Origin of the sequence: Streptomyces sp. NPDC091289, from assembly GCF_044757365.1 — a bacterium.
GTDB lineage: Bacteria > Actinomycetota > Actinomycetes > Streptomycetales > Streptomycetaceae > Streptomyces.
Map to the genome: position 1 here is coordinate 129,857 of NZ_JBIVUT010000016.1, position 16,172 is coordinate 146,028.

Annotated in this window: 16 protein-coding genes; 11 read left to right on the forward strand and 5 right to left on the reverse strand. The window is 71.2% G+C overall.

The window, feature by feature from the left end:
* Positions 1-172: 172 nt before the first annotated feature.
* From urtA to urtE, 5 genes are read left to right on the forward strand one after another with little or no spacing between them, the layout of a single operon-like run.
* On the forward strand, positions 173-1,420 hold the full coding sequence (gene urtA / locus ACIQPT_RS22375; RefSeq protein WP_401157739.1) for an urea ABC transporter substrate-binding protein: 1,248 nt from the start codon (positions 173-175) through the stop codon (positions 1,418-1,420).
* A complete protein-coding gene (urtB, locus tag ACIQPT_RS22380) occupies positions 1,417-2,301 on the forward strand; it encodes an urea ABC transporter permease subunit UrtB (protein WP_401157741.1) in 885 nt (294 codons plus the stop codon). Before urtA ends, urtB begins: the two co-directional genes overlap by 4 nt.
* Positions 2,298-3,446, forward strand: a complete 1,149-nt coding sequence (gene urtC / locus ACIQPT_RS22385; protein WP_401157743.1) for an urea ABC transporter permease subunit UrtC — start codon at positions 2,298-2,300, stop codon at positions 3,444-3,446. Before urtB ends, urtC begins: the two co-directional genes overlap by 4 nt.
* The gene (gene urtD, locus ACIQPT_RS22390; RefSeq protein WP_401157745.1) at positions 3,443-4,234 is read left to right on the forward strand and encodes an urea ABC transporter ATP-binding protein UrtD; all 792 of its coding nucleotides are present in this window, start codon (positions 3,443-3,445) and stop codon (positions 4,232-4,234) included. Before urtC ends, urtD begins: the two co-directional genes overlap by 4 nt.
* Before the next feature lie 5 nt (positions 4,235-4,239).
* Complete coding sequence (gene urtE, locus ACIQPT_RS22395; RefSeq protein ID WP_401157747.1) at positions 4,240-4,938, forward strand: urea ABC transporter ATP-binding subunit UrtE; 699 nt, start codon at positions 4,240-4,242, stop codon at positions 4,936-4,938.
* A 63-nt stretch (positions 4,939-5,001) separates the two neighbouring features.
* Here urtE and ACIQPT_RS22400 read toward each other — a convergent pair whose 3' ends face one another.
* Positions 5,002-5,463, reverse strand: coding sequence for a MaoC family dehydratase (locus ACIQPT_RS22400; protein ID WP_401157749.1), 462 nt, complete (start codon positions 5,461-5,463; stop codon positions 5,002-5,004).
* Between the two features lie 113 nt (positions 5,464-5,576).
* On the opposite strand from ACIQPT_RS22400, the gene soxR reads away from it, so the two are divergent.
* Complete coding sequence (gene soxR, locus ACIQPT_RS22405; protein ID WP_401157751.1) at positions 5,577-6,146, forward strand: redox-sensitive transcriptional activator SoxR; 570 nt, start codon at positions 5,577-5,579, stop codon at positions 6,144-6,146.
* A 23-nt stretch (positions 6,147-6,169) separates the two neighbouring features.
* On the opposite strand, the gene ACIQPT_RS22410 is transcribed toward soxR, so the two are convergent.
* Positions 6,170-6,787 (reverse strand): hypothetical protein, encoded by a 618-nt coding sequence (locus ACIQPT_RS22410; protein ID WP_401157752.1) that lies wholly within the window; start codon positions 6,785-6,787, stop codon positions 6,170-6,172.
* Positions 6,788-7,021: 234 nt separating this feature from the next.
* Here ACIQPT_RS22410 and ACIQPT_RS22415 point away from each other — a divergent pair, with 234 nt between their 5' ends.
* Positions 7,022-7,507, forward strand: coding sequence for a GNAT family N-acetyltransferase (locus ACIQPT_RS22415; RefSeq protein WP_401157754.1), 486 nt, complete (start codon positions 7,022-7,024; stop codon positions 7,505-7,507).
* A 9-nt stretch (positions 7,508-7,516) separates the two neighbouring features.
* On the opposite strand, the gene ACIQPT_RS22420 is transcribed toward ACIQPT_RS22415, so the two are convergent.
* The gene (locus ACIQPT_RS22420; protein WP_401157756.1) at positions 7,517-8,797 is read right to left on the reverse strand and encodes an exo-beta-N-acetylmuramidase NamZ domain-containing protein; all 1,281 of its coding nucleotides are present in this window, start codon (positions 8,795-8,797) and stop codon (positions 7,517-7,519) included.
* Positions 8,798-9,018: 221 nt separating this feature from the next.
* On the opposite strand from ACIQPT_RS22420, the gene ACIQPT_RS22425 reads away from it, so the two are divergent.
* The 4 genes from ACIQPT_RS22425 (at position 9,019) to ACIQPT_RS22440 (ending at position 13,831) form a co-directional block, all read left to right on the forward strand.
* A complete protein-coding gene (locus tag ACIQPT_RS22425) occupies positions 9,019-9,789 on the forward strand; it encodes an SDR family oxidoreductase (protein ID WP_401157758.1) in 771 nt (256 codons plus the stop codon).
* The gene (locus tag ACIQPT_RS22430) at positions 9,786-11,552 is read left to right on the forward strand and encodes a class I adenylate-forming enzyme family protein (RefSeq protein ID WP_401157760.1); all 1,767 of its coding nucleotides are present in this window, start codon (positions 9,786-9,788) and stop codon (positions 11,550-11,552) included. The genes ACIQPT_RS22425 and ACIQPT_RS22430 overlap by 4 nt, the downstream gene beginning before the upstream one ends.
* Positions 11,553-11,601: 49 nt before the next feature.
* Positions 11,602-12,195 carry a TetR/AcrR family transcriptional regulator gene (locus tag ACIQPT_RS22435; RefSeq protein WP_401157762.1) on the forward strand — a complete coding sequence of 198 codons (594 nt, stop codon included), beginning with the start codon at positions 11,602-11,604 and terminating at the stop codon, positions 12,193-12,195.
* Between the two features lie 298 nt (positions 12,196-12,493).
* On the forward strand, positions 12,494-13,831 hold the full coding sequence (locus ACIQPT_RS22440; RefSeq protein WP_401157763.1) for a M28 family metallopeptidase: 1,338 nt from the start codon (positions 12,494-12,496) through the stop codon (positions 13,829-13,831).
* A 59-nt stretch (positions 13,832-13,890) separates the two neighbouring features.
* Here the strand turns inward: ACIQPT_RS22440 and ACIQPT_RS22445 are convergent, their stop codons facing one another.
* Together ACIQPT_RS22445 and ACIQPT_RS22450 are read right to left on the reverse strand one after the other, a co-directional pair.
* Positions 13,891-15,105 (reverse strand): acyl-CoA dehydrogenase family protein, encoded by a 1,215-nt coding sequence (locus ACIQPT_RS22445; RefSeq protein WP_401157765.1) that lies wholly within the window; start codon positions 15,103-15,105, stop codon positions 13,891-13,893.
* A gap of 6 nt (positions 15,106-15,111) precedes the next feature.
* Positions 15,112-16,134: a phosphotransferase family protein gene (locus ACIQPT_RS22450; protein WP_401157766.1), complete on the reverse strand. Its 1,023-nt coding sequence runs from the start codon at positions 16,132-16,134 to the stop codon at positions 15,112-15,114.
* Between the last annotated feature and the right edge of the window lie 38 nt (positions 16,135-16,172).

Sequence of the window (16,172 nt, forward strand, 5' to 3'; positions counted from 1 at the left end):
ACGCATCCGAAACAGTTCCGCCGCAGGCTGTGGACCACTTCAGAGACCAGCCCGGAGGCCACCCCGGAACGGCTGGGCCCTCCCTTTCCCCTCCCCTCCCTTTTCCCTCCCCGTCCTCCCCTCGCTCGGAGGAATCCGCTCGCACCGCCCTTCGGGGCAAGGAGGTAGTGCCATGTCCGGGCTCATCACCAGGCGCGGTCTTCTGGCCGGTATGTCCGCTCTCGGCGCCGGCGCCGCGCTCAGCGCCTGCGGCGCGAAGACCGGCAGCGACACGTCGAAGGCCGCCGGGGCCAAGGCCGACACCTCCGGCGACACCGTCAAGGTCGGCCTGCTGAACTCGCTCTCCGGCACGATGGCGATCAGCGAGGTGACCGTCCACAACGCGCTGCTGCTCGCGGTCAAGGAGATCAACGCCGCCGGCGGCGTCCTCGGCAAGAAGCTCGAACCGGTCAGCCAGGACGGGGCGTCCGACTGGCCGACCTTCGCCGAGAAGGCGCAGGCGCTCATCACGGACTCCAAGGTCGTCGCGACCTTCGGCTGCTGGACGTCGGCCAGCCGCAAGGCGGTGAAGCCGGTCTTCGAGCGGAACAAGTCGCTGCTGTTCTACCCCGTGCAGTACGAAGGCCTGGAGCAGTCCCCGTACATCTTCTACTCGGGCGCCACCACCAACCAGCAGATCGTGCCCGCGCTCGACTACCTCAAGAAGCAGGGCCTCACCAAGCTCTACCTCGTCGGCAGCGACTATGTCTTCCCGCGCACCGCCAACAAGATCATCAAGACGTACGCGAAGGCGAACGGCATGGAGGTGCTCGGCGAGGACTACGCGCCGCTGGGCTCCACGGAGTTCGCCACCATCGTCAACAAGGTCAAGGGCGCGGGGGCCGACGCGGTCTTCAACACCCTGAACGGCGACAGCAACGTGGCCTTCTTCAAGGAGTACAAGTCCGCGGGGCTGACCGCGAAGAGCCTGCCGGTGCTCTCCGTCTCCATCGCGGAGGAGGAGGTCAAGAGCATCGGAACGCAGTACCTGGAAGGGCAGTTGACGGCCTGGAACTACTACCAGACCACGCCCGGTGCGGCGAACGAGAAGTTCGTCGCCGCGTATCAGGCGGCGTACGGCAAGGACAAGCCCACCAGCGACCCGATGGAGGCGGCGTACATCTCCGTCCACCTGTGGAAGGCGATGGTCGAGAAGGCGGGGTCCTTCGACGTCGAGAAGGTGAAGGCGGCCTCCGACGGGATCGAGTTCGACGCGCCGGAGGGCAAGGTGACGGTCGACGGTGCGACGCAGCACGTCCACAAGACCGCCCGCATCGGCAAGGTCAGCGCGAGCGGGCTCATCGAGGAGGTCTGGAACTCGGGCGGGCCCATCAAGCCGGACCCGTACCTGAAGGGCTACGACTGGGCGGCGGACCTGTGACGGTCATCCTCAACCAGTCCTTCACCGGCGTCAGTATCGGCGCCGTCCTCCTCCTCATCGCCCTCGGCCTGACCCTCACCTTCGGTCAGATGGGCGTCATCAACATGGCCCACGGCGAGTTCATCATGGCCGGCGCCTACACGACGTACGTGCTGCAGAAGCCGATCGGCGACGCCGGCGTATCGCTCCTCCTCGCCCTGCCGGTCGCGTTCCTCGTGGCCGGGTCGATGGGCGCGCTCCTGGAGTGGCTGCTCATCCGGCGGCTGTACACGCGCCCGCTGGACACGCTGTTGGTGACCTGGGGTGTCTCGCTGATGCTCCAGCAACTGGCGCGGGACGTCTTCGGCGCGCCGAACGTCCAGACGACCGCGCCGGACCTGCTGACGGGGAGCGTGTCGGTCGCGGGCGTGACCCTGGCCAACAGCCGGCTGTTCATCCTCGGGTTCGCGCTGCTGTGCGTGTGCGGCCTGGCGGCGATCCTGCGGGCCACATCGCTGGGCCGCCGGATCCGGGCGGTGGTGCAGAACCGGGACCTCGCGGAGGTGTCCGGCATCGCGACGGGGCGGGTGGACCGGACGACGTTCTTCATCGGCTCCGGTCTGGCGGGGATGGCGGGGGTCGCGCTGACGCTGATCGGCCCGATCGGCCCGACGACGGGGACCAACTACATCGTGGACGCCTTCCTGGTCGTGGTCGTCGGCGGCATCGGACGGCTCAGGGGCGCGGTCATCACCGCGTTCGTGCTCGGCCTGCTGCAGTCGGTCCTCGAATACTCGACGACCGTGAGCGTGGCGAAGGTGGTGGTCCTCGTGGGGATCGTCGCCTTCCTGCAGTGGCGACCGCAGGGCCTGTACACCGTGCGCACCAGGAGCCTGGTATGACGACGACGAGCACACCTCCGACGGCCGCCCCGGCCACCACCGAGCTCCCGGCCGGGCCGCCGGAGACACCCTTCCTGAGCCGTTTCCGGATACCCGCCGCGTTCCTGCTCGGCGCGGTGCTGCTGGTGGGCGTCGCCCCCCTGGCCCTGTCGGACTTCCGGCTCGGGCTGCTGGCCAAATACCTCTGCTACGGGATCGTCGCGGTCGGCGTGAGCCTCGCCTGGGGCCGGGGCGGGCTGCTGGTGCTCGGGCAAGGGGTCTTCTTCGGCCTCGGCGGTTACGCCATGGCGATGCACCTCAAGCTCGCCGACGCGGCGGCGACGGGGCAGCCGCTGCCGGACTTCATGCAGCTGTACGGGACCGAGGGCGGGCTGCCCTGGTGGTGGCAGCCGTTCGCGAACCCGGCGTTCGCGCTCGCCATGACGGTGCTGCTGCCGATGGCCGTCGCGGCCCTGCTCGGCGTGCTCGTCTTCCGCCGCCGGGTGAAGGGCGCGTACTTCGCGATCCTCAGCCAGGCGCTGGCGGCCGCGCTGGCGATCTGGCTGGTCGGCCAGCAGGCCACCACGGGCGGCACCAACGGCCTCACAGACTTCCAGGGCTTCTTCGGCTACGACCTGAACGACCCGGTCAACCAGCGGATGGTGTACGTCATCATCGCGATCGCCCTGCTGCTCCTCATGGCCCTCGCCCGGCAGCTGTTCGTCAGCCGTTACGGCGAACTCCTCATCGCGGTACGGGACTCCGAGGAACGGGTGCGCTTCCTCGGCTACAACCCGGCCAACGTCAAGCTGGTGGCGTACGTGGTCGCGGCCGGCATGGCGGGTCTGGCCGGTGCGCTGTTCGTGCCGGCGGTGGGAATCATCTCCCCGGCGCTGATCGGGGTCGTGCCCTCCATCGGCTTCGTCATCGGCGCGGCCGTCGGCGGGCGGGCGTCCCTGGTGGGTGCGGTGCTCGGGGCGGTCGCGGTGGCCTGGGCACAGAGCACGCTCTCGGACGCGTGGCCGGCCGGGTGGACGTATCTCCAGGGCCTGCTGTTCGTCGTCGCGGTCGGCTTCCTGCCCGGCGGGCTGGCCTCGCTGCGGACGGTGCTGCGCAGGCGGCGGAACGTGGATGGAGTCAGGACGACGAAGGGAGTGACCACATGAGCGGCGAGGGACTGACCGTCCGCGACCTGCGGGTGACGTTCGACGGGGGCGTCACCGCCGTCGACGGCGTCGACCTGGACATCCACCCGGGAGACCTGCGCTTCCTGATCGGACCGAACGGCGCGGGCAAGACGACGCTGGTCGACGCCGTCACCGGCCTGGTCCGGGCGAGCGGATCGATCCGCTTCGGCGGTGCGGAGATCATCGGCGAGCCCGTGCACCGCATCGCCCGCCGGGGCATCGGCCGCACCTTCCAGACAGCGACGGTCTTCGAGCAGCTGACCGTCGAGCAGAACCTCGACATCGCTGCCGGGGCCGGCCGCAGCGCGCTGACCCTGCTCCGGCGGCGTAAGCACGTCCCTGATTCAGTGGGGAAGGCGCTGGAGATCACCGGGCTGACCGCGCTCCGCCACCGCCCGGCCGGGGTGCTGGCCCACGGCCAGAAGCAGAGCCTGGAGATCGGCATGCTGCTCGTCCAGGACGTGAAGCTGCTGCTGCTCGACGAGCCCGTCGCCGGGATGAGCCACGACGAGCGCGAGTCCGCCGGGGAGCTGCTCCAGCGGATCAGCGAGGACCGCACCGTCGTCGTCATCGAGCACGACATGGACTTCATGCGCTCCTTCGCCCGCAGCGTCAGCGTCCTGCACGCGGGCAAGGTGCTCAGCGAGGGCACGGTCGCCCAGGTCCAGGCCGACCCCAAGGTCCAGGAGGTCTACCTCGGCCGCGCCTCCGAACCCGAGCCGTCGGCTGCCCTTCCCGCCCCCGTCCCCGTCCGCGAAGAGGTGTGACCGCCGTGCTGGAGATCCACGAAGTCCGCGCCGGCTACGACCGCACCACCGTTCTGCACGACGTGACCGTGGCCGTGCCGGACGACAGCGTCGCCGCCGTCCTCGGCCACAACGGCGCCGGGAAAAGCACCCTCCTGCGCACCGCCATGGGCCTCATCAGGCCATCGCACGGGACCGTTCTCCTCGACGGCGAGGACATCACCCGCCTGGCCCCGCATCAGCGCGTGGCCCGCGGCATGGCGTACGTCCCCCAGGGCCAGCAGTCCTTCCCCCACCTGACCACCGCCGAGAACCTCCGGCTCGTCGCCGACGGCTCGCCGCGCGGAGGCGGCCGTGAGGCCATCGCCGAGGCCCTCGACCTCTTCCCGGTCCTTCGCGAACTCGCCCACCGCCGCGCCGGCCTCCTCTCGGGCGGCCAACGCCAGCAGCTCGCCATCGCCCGCGCCCTCGTCACCCGCCCCCGGCTCCTGCTCCTCGACGAACCGACCGAGGGCATCCAGCCCTCCGTCGTCGCCGAGATCGAGGCCACGATCCTCTCCCTGGCCGCGCGCGGCGGCCTCAGCGTCCTCCTCGTCGAACAGCACGTCGGCTTCGCCATGCGGGCGGCGGAGCGCTACTACGTCCTGGAGGCGGGCCGGGTCACATCGTCGGGCGAGGGAGGTACGGGTGCCGAGAAGACGGTCCGGGAGGCGCTGAGCGTGTGAGCGCCTCCGGACCTTCCGCGGCGCGGGCCGGAAGTACTGCGTGGGTCAGAAGTACGGCGCGGGTCAGAAGTAGTAGCGCGACACCGACTCGGCCACGCACGCAGGCTTCTCGCTGCCCTCGCGCTCGACCGTGACGACCGCCGTGACCTGCACGCCGCCGCCCACCTCATCGACGCTGCGAAGCACCGCCGTGGCCCGCAGCCGTGAGCCGACCGGGACGGTCGAGGGGAAGCGGACCTTGTTGGTCCCGTAGTTGATGCCCATCTTCATGCCCTCGACCCGCATCACCTGCGGCACCAGCGCGGGGAGCAGCGAGAGCGTCAGATAGCCGTGCGCGATGGTCGTGCCGAACGGCCCGTCCTTCGCCCGCTCCGGGTCCACGTGGATCCACTGGTGGTCGCCGGTCGCATCGGCGAACAGGTCGATCCTCTTCTGCTCGATCTCCAGCCAGTCGCTGTGTCCCAGCTGCTCGCCCACCCCGTCCCGCAGCTCCTGCGCGGACGTGAAGATCCTCGGCTCTGCCATGTTCCCGGTCCCTGCCTTCCGGCTCGACGCACCATCCGGCGCGATGTCTAAGCGCTTGCTCAGCATCGTTGTGCGGCGCGTTCCTGTCAACGACATGGCAGTAGGTTTGAGGGGTGCCACAGATCCCGAAGACACTCCACGAACTCTCGGTCGGCCAGCTCTCGGCGCGCAGCGGCGCCGCCGTCTCGGCCCTGCACTTCTACGAGTCCAAGGGCTTGATCAGCTCCACCCGCACCAGCGGCAATCAGCGCCGCTACTCGCGGGACGCGCTGCGCCGGGTCGCCTTCGTCCGGGCGGCCCAGCGCGTCGGCATCCCGCTGGCCACGATCCGGGACGCGCTCGCCGAACTGCCCGAGGAGCGCACGCCCAACCGCGAGGACTGGGCCCGCCTCTCCGAGGTCTGGCGCAAGGAACTGGACGAGCGCATCGGGCAGTTGCAGCGCTTGCGCGACCATCTGACCGACTGCATCGGATGCGGCTGTCTGTCACTGGAGACCTGCGTGCTGTCCAACCCCGACGACATCAACGGCGAGCGCATCACCGGTTCCCGTCTGATGCCCGAGCGCAAGCAGTCGCCGGAGCGCAAGCAGCCGCCCGAGCGCAAGCGGTCGCCGGGGCGCAAGCGGTCATCGGACGAGCGCGAGCAGTCACCGGACTGCATAGAGCCATCGGGGTGCGCGTAGTCCCCCGCGCGGGGCCCGGGGCCTCACGCCGCCTGCGCGGCCGGCCTCCGGCGGTGCCGTGGCAGCCGGGCCCTGGCCAGCGTGCGGTCGGTGAGGGCCGGCTGCGGCACCACGATCCCGCAGCCCGTGCACACCGGGCCCGCCCACGGCTCGTCGCCCCGTTCCTGCCGCCACTCGATGCCGGTGCCCGCGCAGACCGGGCAGGCGGAGCCGGGGCCGGAGCCGAGCGCCGCGATCAGCCGGCGCAGGACCTCGGCGAGCGGCTCGGTCGGATGGACGCCCGGGTCGGAGCAGCGGGCCACCCCATGGCCGCCCCAGGTCCGGCGGTGCCAGTCGTCGAACGCACCGGGCCGCCGCAGTCCCGCGTGCTTCTCGCGCCGCCGCCGCTCGGCGAACCCCGCCTCGTACGCGAGCCAGACGGCCCGCGCCTCCTCCAGCTCGTCCAGCGCGCCCAACAGGCGCACCGGATCGGGCGCCCGGTCCTCGGGATCGATCCCGTGCCGGGCGCACAGATGGTCCCAGGTCGCCCGGTGTCCGTACGGGGCGAACCTCTCCAAACACTTGCGCAGTGAGTACCGCCGCAGGGCCAGATCACCCAGCGGATCGCGGACCTGTCTCGCAAGACTCCGGAAACCGGCCATGACACCGCCACCTCCGTCGCTCGTCCTTGGACGTCAAGGAATGGACGTACGCCTGCCCGTTTCGGCTCCATCGAAAGATGAAATCCGTCCATTGGCCGAGACGCCCCATGTGGGACCGGGTGTCACGGGCGGAAGCGGAACGGCGCACGGGCGGGTGGTGCGAGGGCGTGCGGTCCTCGCACGGGTGGCGAAAACCGATGGCGGCGGCACGGTCCCGTGCGGTTGGGTTCCCCCATGACAGCAGCTCGCCCGCGCCTGGAAAAGATCACCGCCGACAATGTGCTCGACGCCTGTCGGCTGGAAGTCGCACCCGAGCAGCGCAGGTTCGTCGCCCCGGTCGCGCAGTCCCTGGCCGAGGCCTATGTGCATCCCGACCTCGCCTGGCCCCGGCTGATCTGTGACGGTGGGCGCGCCGTCGGCTTCGTGATGGCGTACTTCGACCTGCCGTTCGACTTCGACGCAGCGGTGCCGGACGCCCCGCCCCGCTCCGGACTCTGGCGGCTCGCCATCGCCGCCGGTGAGCAGGGCCGGGGCTACGGGCGGTTCGCCGTCGGAGCGGTCAACGAGGAGATCCGCCGGCGCGGCGGGACGGTCGGGACCGTGACCTGGAAGCCCGGCGAGGGCGGCCCCGAGGAGTTCTATCTCCGGCTCGGCTACCGCAAGCGGGGCCTCACCGACGACGGCGAATACCTCGGCGACCTGGACCTCACGGCAGCCTGACCCGAGGCGCTATCCCTCGTACCGCAGATACCTCCGCCGCTTCGCCCGGAACGCCGACAGGTCCCGCTGCCACGCCCGTACGACCTCGTCGGTGTCCGCGCCCGCGTCGATCATCGTGCGGACCCGGGTGTTCCCGGTGAGCTTGTCGATCCAGTTGTCCGGCCGCCAGGCGAAGCCGCTCCACGTCTGCTTCGCCGTCACCAGCAGGGCGATCCCGGTGCGGACCGGGTCGAAGACCTCCCGGTCCTGGACGTGGATCTGCACCCCGCCCACCGTCTTCCCCTCGAACTTGGAGAACACCGGGGCGAAGTACGCCTCGCGGAAGGCCACCCCCGGCAGCTCCAGCGCGTTCGCGGCGGCCGCCCAGCGGTGGTCGATGCCCTCCGCGCCGAGCAGTTCGAACGGGCGCGTGGTGCCCCGGCCCTCGGAGAGGTTCGTGCCCTCGAAGAGGCAGGTGCCGGAGTAGACGAGAGCCGTCTCGGGCGTCGGCATGTTCGGGCTCGGCGGCACCCACGGCAGCCCGGTGTCGTCGAAGAAGTCCGAGCGTCGCCACCCCGACATCGTCACCACGTCCAGCCGCACCGGATTCTCGTGCAGGAACTCGGCGTTGAAGAACAGGGCCAGCTCCGCCACCGTCATCCCGTGCGCCTGCGCGATCTCCCGGCGGCCGACGAACGTGGCGAACGCCGGGTCCAGCACCGGCCCCAGCGCCGCCCGCCCGGTCACCGGGTTCGGCCGGTCCAGCACGACGAGGCGCTTGCCCGCGAGCGCGGCCGCCTCCATGCAGTCGTACAGCGTCCAGATGTACGTGTAGAAGCGGGCCCCCGCGTCCTGGATGTCGAAGACGACGGTGTCCACGCCCGAGGCGGTGAAGATGTCCGCGAGGTCCTGCCCGCTCTTGAGGTACGTGTCGTAGACCGGCAGCCCGGTCGCCGGGTCGTCGTAGCGCCCCTCGGAGCCGCCCGCCTGCGCGGTGCCCCGGAAGCCGTGCTCGGGGCCGAACACGGCGGTCAGGTTCACCCGCGCGTCCGGGTGCATCACATCGACGATGTGCCGGACGTCGGCGGTGACGCCGGTCGGATTGGTGACGATGCCGACCTTCTGGCCCCGCAGCAGCCGGTAGCCGTCGGCCGCCAGCCGGTCGAAGCCGGTACGCACCCGGCCGCGCCCGGGCCCGGAGCCGCGTCCGGGGGCGGTCGAGGCGGCGGCGGGACCGGTGCCGGCCGCCGTCGCCGCGAGCGCTCCCAGAGCGCCTCCCGCGGCCAGCACACCACGTCGGGACAGGCTCATTCTGCTACCTCCATGATCGCGCCGACTGTCATGGCCACGCACGCTAGCGCGGGCCGGGGCCGCACGGAACGACCTGGGCCGCGCCGATTCCCCCAGCCGGTCCCGGCGATCCGCGAGGGCCCCGTCCGGCCCGTTCCCGACCCTTCCCCGATCACATACCGACCGGTTAGTCTGCCGGTGCAGCCGGGTGGGACCGGACGGGACCGGAGAGGAAAGGCGGGATGGCGATGGGTACGGTGCAGGGCGCCGGAGTGGTGGTCACAGGGGCCGGAGGGGGCATCGGAGCCGCTCTGGCCCGCAGGTTCGCCGCCGGGGGAGCGCGGGTCGTCGTCAACGACCTCGACCTCGCCCGGATCGAGCCGCTCGCGAAGGAGATCGGCGGCTTCGCCGTCGCCGGGGACGCCTCGGGCATCGTGGACGCGGCCCGGGAGGCGCTGGACGGCACGGTCGACGTGTACTGCGCCAACGCGGGCCTGGCCTCGCCCGGCGACGTGTTCGCCGACGAGGAGGTCTGGGCCGCCGCCTGGGACGTCAATGTGATGGCCCACGTCCGCGCGGCCAAGGCACTGCTTCCGGAGTGGCTGGAGCGCGGCAGCGGCCGTTTCGTCACCACCGCCTCCGCCGCCGGGCTGCTGACGATGATCGGCGCGGCCCCGTACAGCGTCACCAAGCACGGGGCGGTCGCCTTCGCCGAGTGGCTCTCGCTCACCTACCGCCACCGGGGCGTGAAGGTCCACGCGATCTGCCCGCAGGGCGTACGCACCGACATGCTCACCGCCGCGGGTTCGGCCGGTGAGCTGGTCCTCGCCCCGGGCGCCATCGAGCCGGACGCCGTCGCCGACGCGCTGTTCGAGGCGATGGAGGACGACCGCTTCCTGGTCCTGCCGCATCCCGAGGTGGCCGGCTACTACCAGGCCCGCGCCGCCGATCCCGACCGGTGGATGGGCAATATGAACCGCCTCCAGCAGAAGTGGGAGGCGAGCGGCGCATGAGCGACCTGAACCCCGGACCCTCGGCCCCTGCCACCCCGGCCGCCACCGGCTCGACGAACGACGCGGCCTCCACCGGTTCCATGAACGACGCGGCCTCCACCGGCTCCCTCTACGCGGCCCAGCCGTGGCTCGCCCTCCTCAGTGACGCCCAGCGGGCCCCCGTCACCCCGCCCGCGACCGTGCTGCACGCCTGGCGGGCAGCCGTGGACCGGGCCCCGGACCGCCCGGCCCTGGCCTACTTCGACGGCCGCCTGAGCTACCGCGAGACCGACGAGCTCTCCGACTCGGTGGCCGGGCACCTCGCCGCCCGGGGGCTGCGCCGGGGCGACCGGGTCGCGATCATGCTCCAGAACAGCCCGCACTTCGTCCTCGCGCTCCTCGGCGCGTGGAAGGCGGGGGCCACCGTCGTCCCGCTCAACCCGATGTACAAGTCCGGCGAGGTCGGCCACGTACTCAAGGACGCCCAGGTCACCGCGCTGATCTGCGCGGACCGGGCGTGGGAGGCGTATCTGCGGGACACCGCCGCGGCCGCCCCGGACCTCACCATCGTGCTCACCGCCTGCGAGCTGGACCTCCAGGGCGTGAACGACCCCCGGGTCCTCGGCTTCGAACGGCTCCCCGCCCCCGGCCCCGACGACCTCGCGGACGACCTGCTGACCGCCGCCCGCGCCGGGAACCCCGCCCCGGCCGACCGGGAGCTCACGGCCGCCGACACGGCGCTGATCAGCTACACCTCCGGCACCAGCGGCACCCCCAAGGGCGCGATGAACGCCCACGGCAACATCATGGTCAACGCCGAACGCCAGCGCACCGGCCATCCGATCGCCGAGGGCTCCGCCTACTTCGCGCTCGCCCCGCTCTTCCACATCACCGGCATGGTCTGCCAGTTCGCCGCCTGCGTCACCAACGCGGGCACCCTCGTCCTGGCCTACCGCTTCGATGCGGGCGTCGTCCTGGAGGCCTTCGCCGCCCACCGCCCCGCCTACACCGTGGGCCCCTCCACCGCGTTCATGGCCCTGGCCGCGCACCCGGACGTCACCCCGGACCACTTCGCCTCGTTCCGGGTGATCTCCTCCGGCGGCGCGCCCCTGCCGCCCGCGCTGGTGGAGAAGTTCCGCGCGGGCTTCGGCCCGTACATCCGCAACGGCTACGGACTCACCGAGTGCACCGCCCCCTGCGCCTCGGTCCCGCCCGAGCACGAGGCCCCCGTCGACCCGGTCTCGGGCACCCTCTCCGTCGGCGTCCCCGGGCCCGACACCGTCGTGCGGATCCTCGACGAGGAGGGGCGCGAGGTGCCCTTCGGGGAGCAGGGCGAGATCGCGGTGCGCGGCCCCCAGGTCGTCTCCGGTTACTGGAACCTCCCCGAGGCCACGGCCGCCGCTTTCCCGGACGGCGAGCTGCGCACCGGCGACATCGGGTTCATGGACGCGGCGGGCTGGCTGTACGTCGTCGACCGCAAGAAGGACATGATCAACGCCTCCGGGTTCAAGGTGTGGCCCCGCGAGGTGGAGGATGTCCTCTACACCCACCCGGCGGTGCGCGAGGCGGCCGTCGTGGGCGTGCCCGACGCGTACCGGGGGGAGAGCGTCCGGGCGTACGTGAGCCTGCGTCCGGGGGCCTCGGTGGAGCCCGGCGAGCTGGGCGCTTACTGCAAGGAACGGCTCGCCGCGTACAAGTATCCGCGCGAGGTGGAGATCCTGACCGAGCTGCCGAAGACGGCGAGTGGGAAGATCCTCAGGCGGGAACTGCGTTCCCCCCGTTAGAACGGCGTCGAAACAGCGCACGAACGGTACGAAAGGAAGGTGGCGGCTCATGGCCAAGGCGACGGATCAGAACAGCACGCCCGTCCCCCAGAGGCTGCTGGCCGCCGCCACCCGGCTCTTCGCCGAGCGCGGGTACGACCGCACCTCGGTCCAGGAGATCGTCGAGGCGGCGGGCGTCACCAAGGGGGCGCTCTACCACTACTTCGGCTCCAAGGAGGACCTGCTCCAGGAGGTGTACGCCCGGGTGCTGCGGCTCCAGCAGGAGCGCCTGGACGCCTTCGCGGACGCCGAGGCGCCCATCGAGCAGCGGCTGCGCGACGCGGCGGCCGACGTCGTCGTCACGACCATCGACAACCTGGACGACGCGGCGATCTTCTTCCGCTCCATGCATCACCTGAGCCCTGAGAAGAACAAGCAGGTGCGGGTCGAGCGCCGCCGCTACCACGAGCGCTTCCGGGCCCTGATCGAGGAGGGCCAGCGCGGCGGCGTGTTCTCCACCGCCACCCCCGCCGACCTGGTCGTCGACTACCACTTCGGCTCGGTCCACCACCTCTCCACCTGGTACCGCCCGGACGGCCCGCTCAGCCGCCAGGAGGTCGCCGACCACCTCGCGGACCTGCTGCTGCGGGCCCTGCGCCCGTAGGCGCGGAGGTACGGGCGGGGCGGAGCCGGAGCGATCCACTGGCCCGCTCCGCCGGTCGGGGCGAGTCTGGATGTATGACGTATGTCCTGCCTCCCGATGAGGCGCCAGGGTTCACGGGCACGGAGCTGTTCGTTAATAGAACGGTTCTGTCCGGTTTCCGCTCTTGACGGAGCACGGTCACTTCCTTGAGCATCGGTCTCGCATCGCGCACAGCCAGCTCCAGGACCCGGCCGGGCACCGCGCGGCCGGGTACCCCCCGCACGTTCCGTCAGTCCCCAACGGAATCCGGAGCCCGTGAATGAGACCGAACCGTTTCACCCTGCGCAGATCCCCGGCGGCCGTCGCCGCCGTAGCCCTCGGGGCCCTCCTCGCGACCGCCGCGCCCAGCGCTCAGGCCGCCGGTGCGCCGACCCCCGAGGCGGCCGCCGCGGCGGCGCCCGACATCTCCCTGGCCAACGTCAAGGCCCACCTCACGCAGCTCTCGACGATCGCCGCGAACAACGGCGGCAACCGCGCCCACGGCCGCCCCGGCTACAAGGCGTCCGTCGACCATGTGAAGGCCGAGCTCGACGCGGCCGGATTCACCACCACGCTCCAGCAGTTCACCTCCAACGGCGCCACCGGCTACAACCTGATAGCCGACTGGCCCGGCGGCGACGCGAACAAGGTCCTGATGGCCGGGGCCCACCTCGACTCGGTCTCCTCCGGCGCCGGGATCAACGACAACGGCTCCGGCTCGGCCGCCGTGCTGGAGACCGCCCTCGCCGTCTCCCGCGCCGGGTACCAGCCCGACAAGCACCTGCGGTTCGCCTGGTGGGGCGCGGAGGAGCTGGGCCTGATCGGCTCGAAGCACTACGTCAACAACCTGCCGGCCGCCGAGCGTTCGAAGCTCTCCGGCTATCTCAACTTCGACATGATCGGCTCGCCCAACGCCGGCTACTTCGTCTACGACGACGACCCGGTCATCGAGAAGACCTTCAAGGACTACTTCGCGGGCCTGAACATCCCCACCGAGATCGAGACCGAGGGCGACGGCCGCTCCGACCACGCCCCGTTCAAGAACGTCGGCGTCCCCGTCGGCGGGCTCTTCACCGGCGCGGGCTACACCAAGTCCGCCGCCCAGGCGCAGAAGTGGGGCGGGACGGCCGGTCAGGCCTTCGACCGCTGCTACCACTCGTCCTGCGACAACCTGAGCAACATCAACGACACCGCCCTGGACCGCAACAGCGACGCCGCCGCCCACGCGATCTGGACCCTGTCCTCCGACAGCGGCGAACCGCCCACCGGAGAGGGCGTGTTCAGCAACGCCGACGATGTCGCCATCCCGGACGCGGGAGCCCCGGTGACCTCGTCGATCGCGGTCACCGGACGGACGGGCAACGCCCCGGCCGCCCTTCAGGTGGGCGTCGACATCAAGCACACCTGGCGCGGCGACCTGGTCGTCGATCTGCTGGCGCCGGACGGCAGCGCGTACCGGCTGAAGAACTCCAGCAGCGGCGACTCGGCCGACAACGTCATCACGACGTACACGGTCAACGCCTCCAGTGAGGTGGCCAACGGCACCTGGAAGCTCCGGGTCCAGGACATCGCCCGTCAGGACACCGGCTACATCGACAGCTGGAAGCTCACCTTCTGAGTCCTGTTCGTACGCGTACGCGTGTGGCCCCCGTTCTCGCGGGGGCCACACGCCGTCCGTCAGACGTACCGCTTGATCTCCCGCCGGGCCAGCGACCGCTGGTGCACCTCGTCCGGACCGTCCGCCAGCCGCAGCGTCCGCGCCGAGGCCCACAGCTCCGCCAGCGGGAAGTCCTGGCTCACCCCGCCCGCGCCGTACAGCTGCACCGCGGAGTCCAGGATGTCCACCACCGCGCGCGGGGTGGCGATCTTGATGGCCTGGATCTCGGTGTGCGCGCCCTTGTTGCCCACGGTGTCCATCAGCCAGGCCGTCTTCAGCACCAGCAGCCGCAACTGCTCCACCGTGACCCGGGCGTCCGCGATCCAGTTCTGCACGACGCCCTGCTGGGCGAGTGGCTTGCCGAACGCCGTACGGGCCACCGCACGCCGGCACATCAGCTCGATGGCCCGCTCCGCCATCCCGATCAGCCGCATGCAGTGGTGGATCCGGCCCGGACCCAGCCGCGCCTGCGCGATGGCGAAACCGCCGCCCTCCTCGCCGATCAGGTTCGCCGCGGGCACCCGGACGTCGTGGAAGACCACCTCGGCGTGACCGCCGTGCGCGTGGTCCTCGTACCCGTACACCTGCATGGCGCGCCGCACTTCGAGGCCCGGGGTGTCGCGGGGGACCAGGATCATCGACTGCTGGCGGCGGATGTCCTCGCCATCCGGATCGGTCTTGCCCATCACGATGAAGACCGCGCAGTCGGGGTTCATCGCCCCGGAGATGTACCACTTGCGCCCGTTGATGACATAGTCATCGCCGTCGCGGACGATCCTGGTCTCGATGTTCGTCGCGTCCGAGGACGCCACGTCCGGCTCCGTCATCGCGAACGCCGAGCGGATCTCCCCGGCGAGCAGCGGCTCCAGCCACTGCTTCTTCTGCCCGTCGGTGGCGAACTGGAACAGCACCTCCATGTTCCCGGTGTCCGGGGCCGCGCAGTTCAGCGCGGTCGGCGCGAGATGCGGGGAGCGTCCGGTGATCTCCGCGAGCGGGGCGTACTGGAGGTTCGTCAGCCCGGCCCCGTACTCCGCGTCGGGCAGGAAGAGGTTCCACAGCCCCTGCCGCCGCGCCTCGGCCTTCAGCTCATCCACCACCGCCGGGGTGTCCCACGGCGAGGCGAGCCGCGCCCGCTGCTCCTCGGCGACCTCCTCGGCCGGATACACGTGCTCGTCCATGAACGCGAGCAGCCTGCTCCGCAGCTCCTCGGTACGGGCGTCGAATGCGAAGTCCATGGGGGTTCAGCCTTCCTGGAGGGTGGTGAGGCCGTGCTCGATGAAGACCGGGACGAGATCGCCGATCCGGTCGAAGCCCGCGCCGACGGTCTGGCCGAGCGTGTAGCGGTAGTGGATGCCCTCCAGGATCACGGCGAGCTTGAACCACGCGAACGCGGTGTACCAGGAGATGGCGGAGGCGTCCCGGCCCGAACGGGCCGCGTAGCGCTCGATCAGCTCGGCGGGGGACGGGTGCCCGGGCGCGCCGCTGGTGGTGGAGACCGGCGACTTCGGCAGGCCGAGGTCGGAGCTGTACATCACGAGCAGCCCGAGGTCGGTCAGCGGATCGCCGAGCGTGGACATCTCCCAGTCCAGGACGGCCTTGATCCGGTCGTCGTCGCCGAGCAGCACGTTGTCCAGGCGGTAGTCGCCGTGGACGACGGTGGGCGCGGGGGAGGCGGGCAGCTCGCGGCCGAGGGAGGCGTGCAGCTCGTCGATGCCCGCCAGGTCGCGGTTGCGGGAGGCGTCCAGCTGCTTGCCCCAGCGCCGCAGCTGCCGGTCCAGGAAGCCGTCAGGGCGTCCGAAGTCCCCGAGTCCCACCGCCTCGGGATCCACGGCGTGCAGGTCGACGAGGGTGTCGACGAGCCCGAGGACCGCCGCCCGGGTGCGCTCGGGGCCCAGCGGGGCGAGCTGCTCGGCGGTGCGGTACGGGGTGCCCTCGACGTACTCCATGACATAGAACGGCGAGCCGATCACCGTGTCGTCCTCGCAGAGCAGCAGCGGCTCCGGCACGGGGACGGGGGTGGGGTGCAGGCCGCTGATCACGCGGTGCTCGCGCGCCATGTCGTGCGCGGTGGCCAGCACATGGCCGAGCGGAGGTCTGCGCACCACCCACTGTCCCGTCCCGTCGCCGACGACGTACGTCAGGTTCGAGCGGCCGCCCTCGATCAGCCGCGCTTCGAGGGGTCCGCTCACCAGCCCCGGCCGCTCGCGGTCGAGATGGCCACGCAGCAGCTCCGGGTCGAGACCTGGTGGGGGGACTGGGCTCATGGTGCGCACCTCCGGGGGGACAGAACGATCGGGAACCA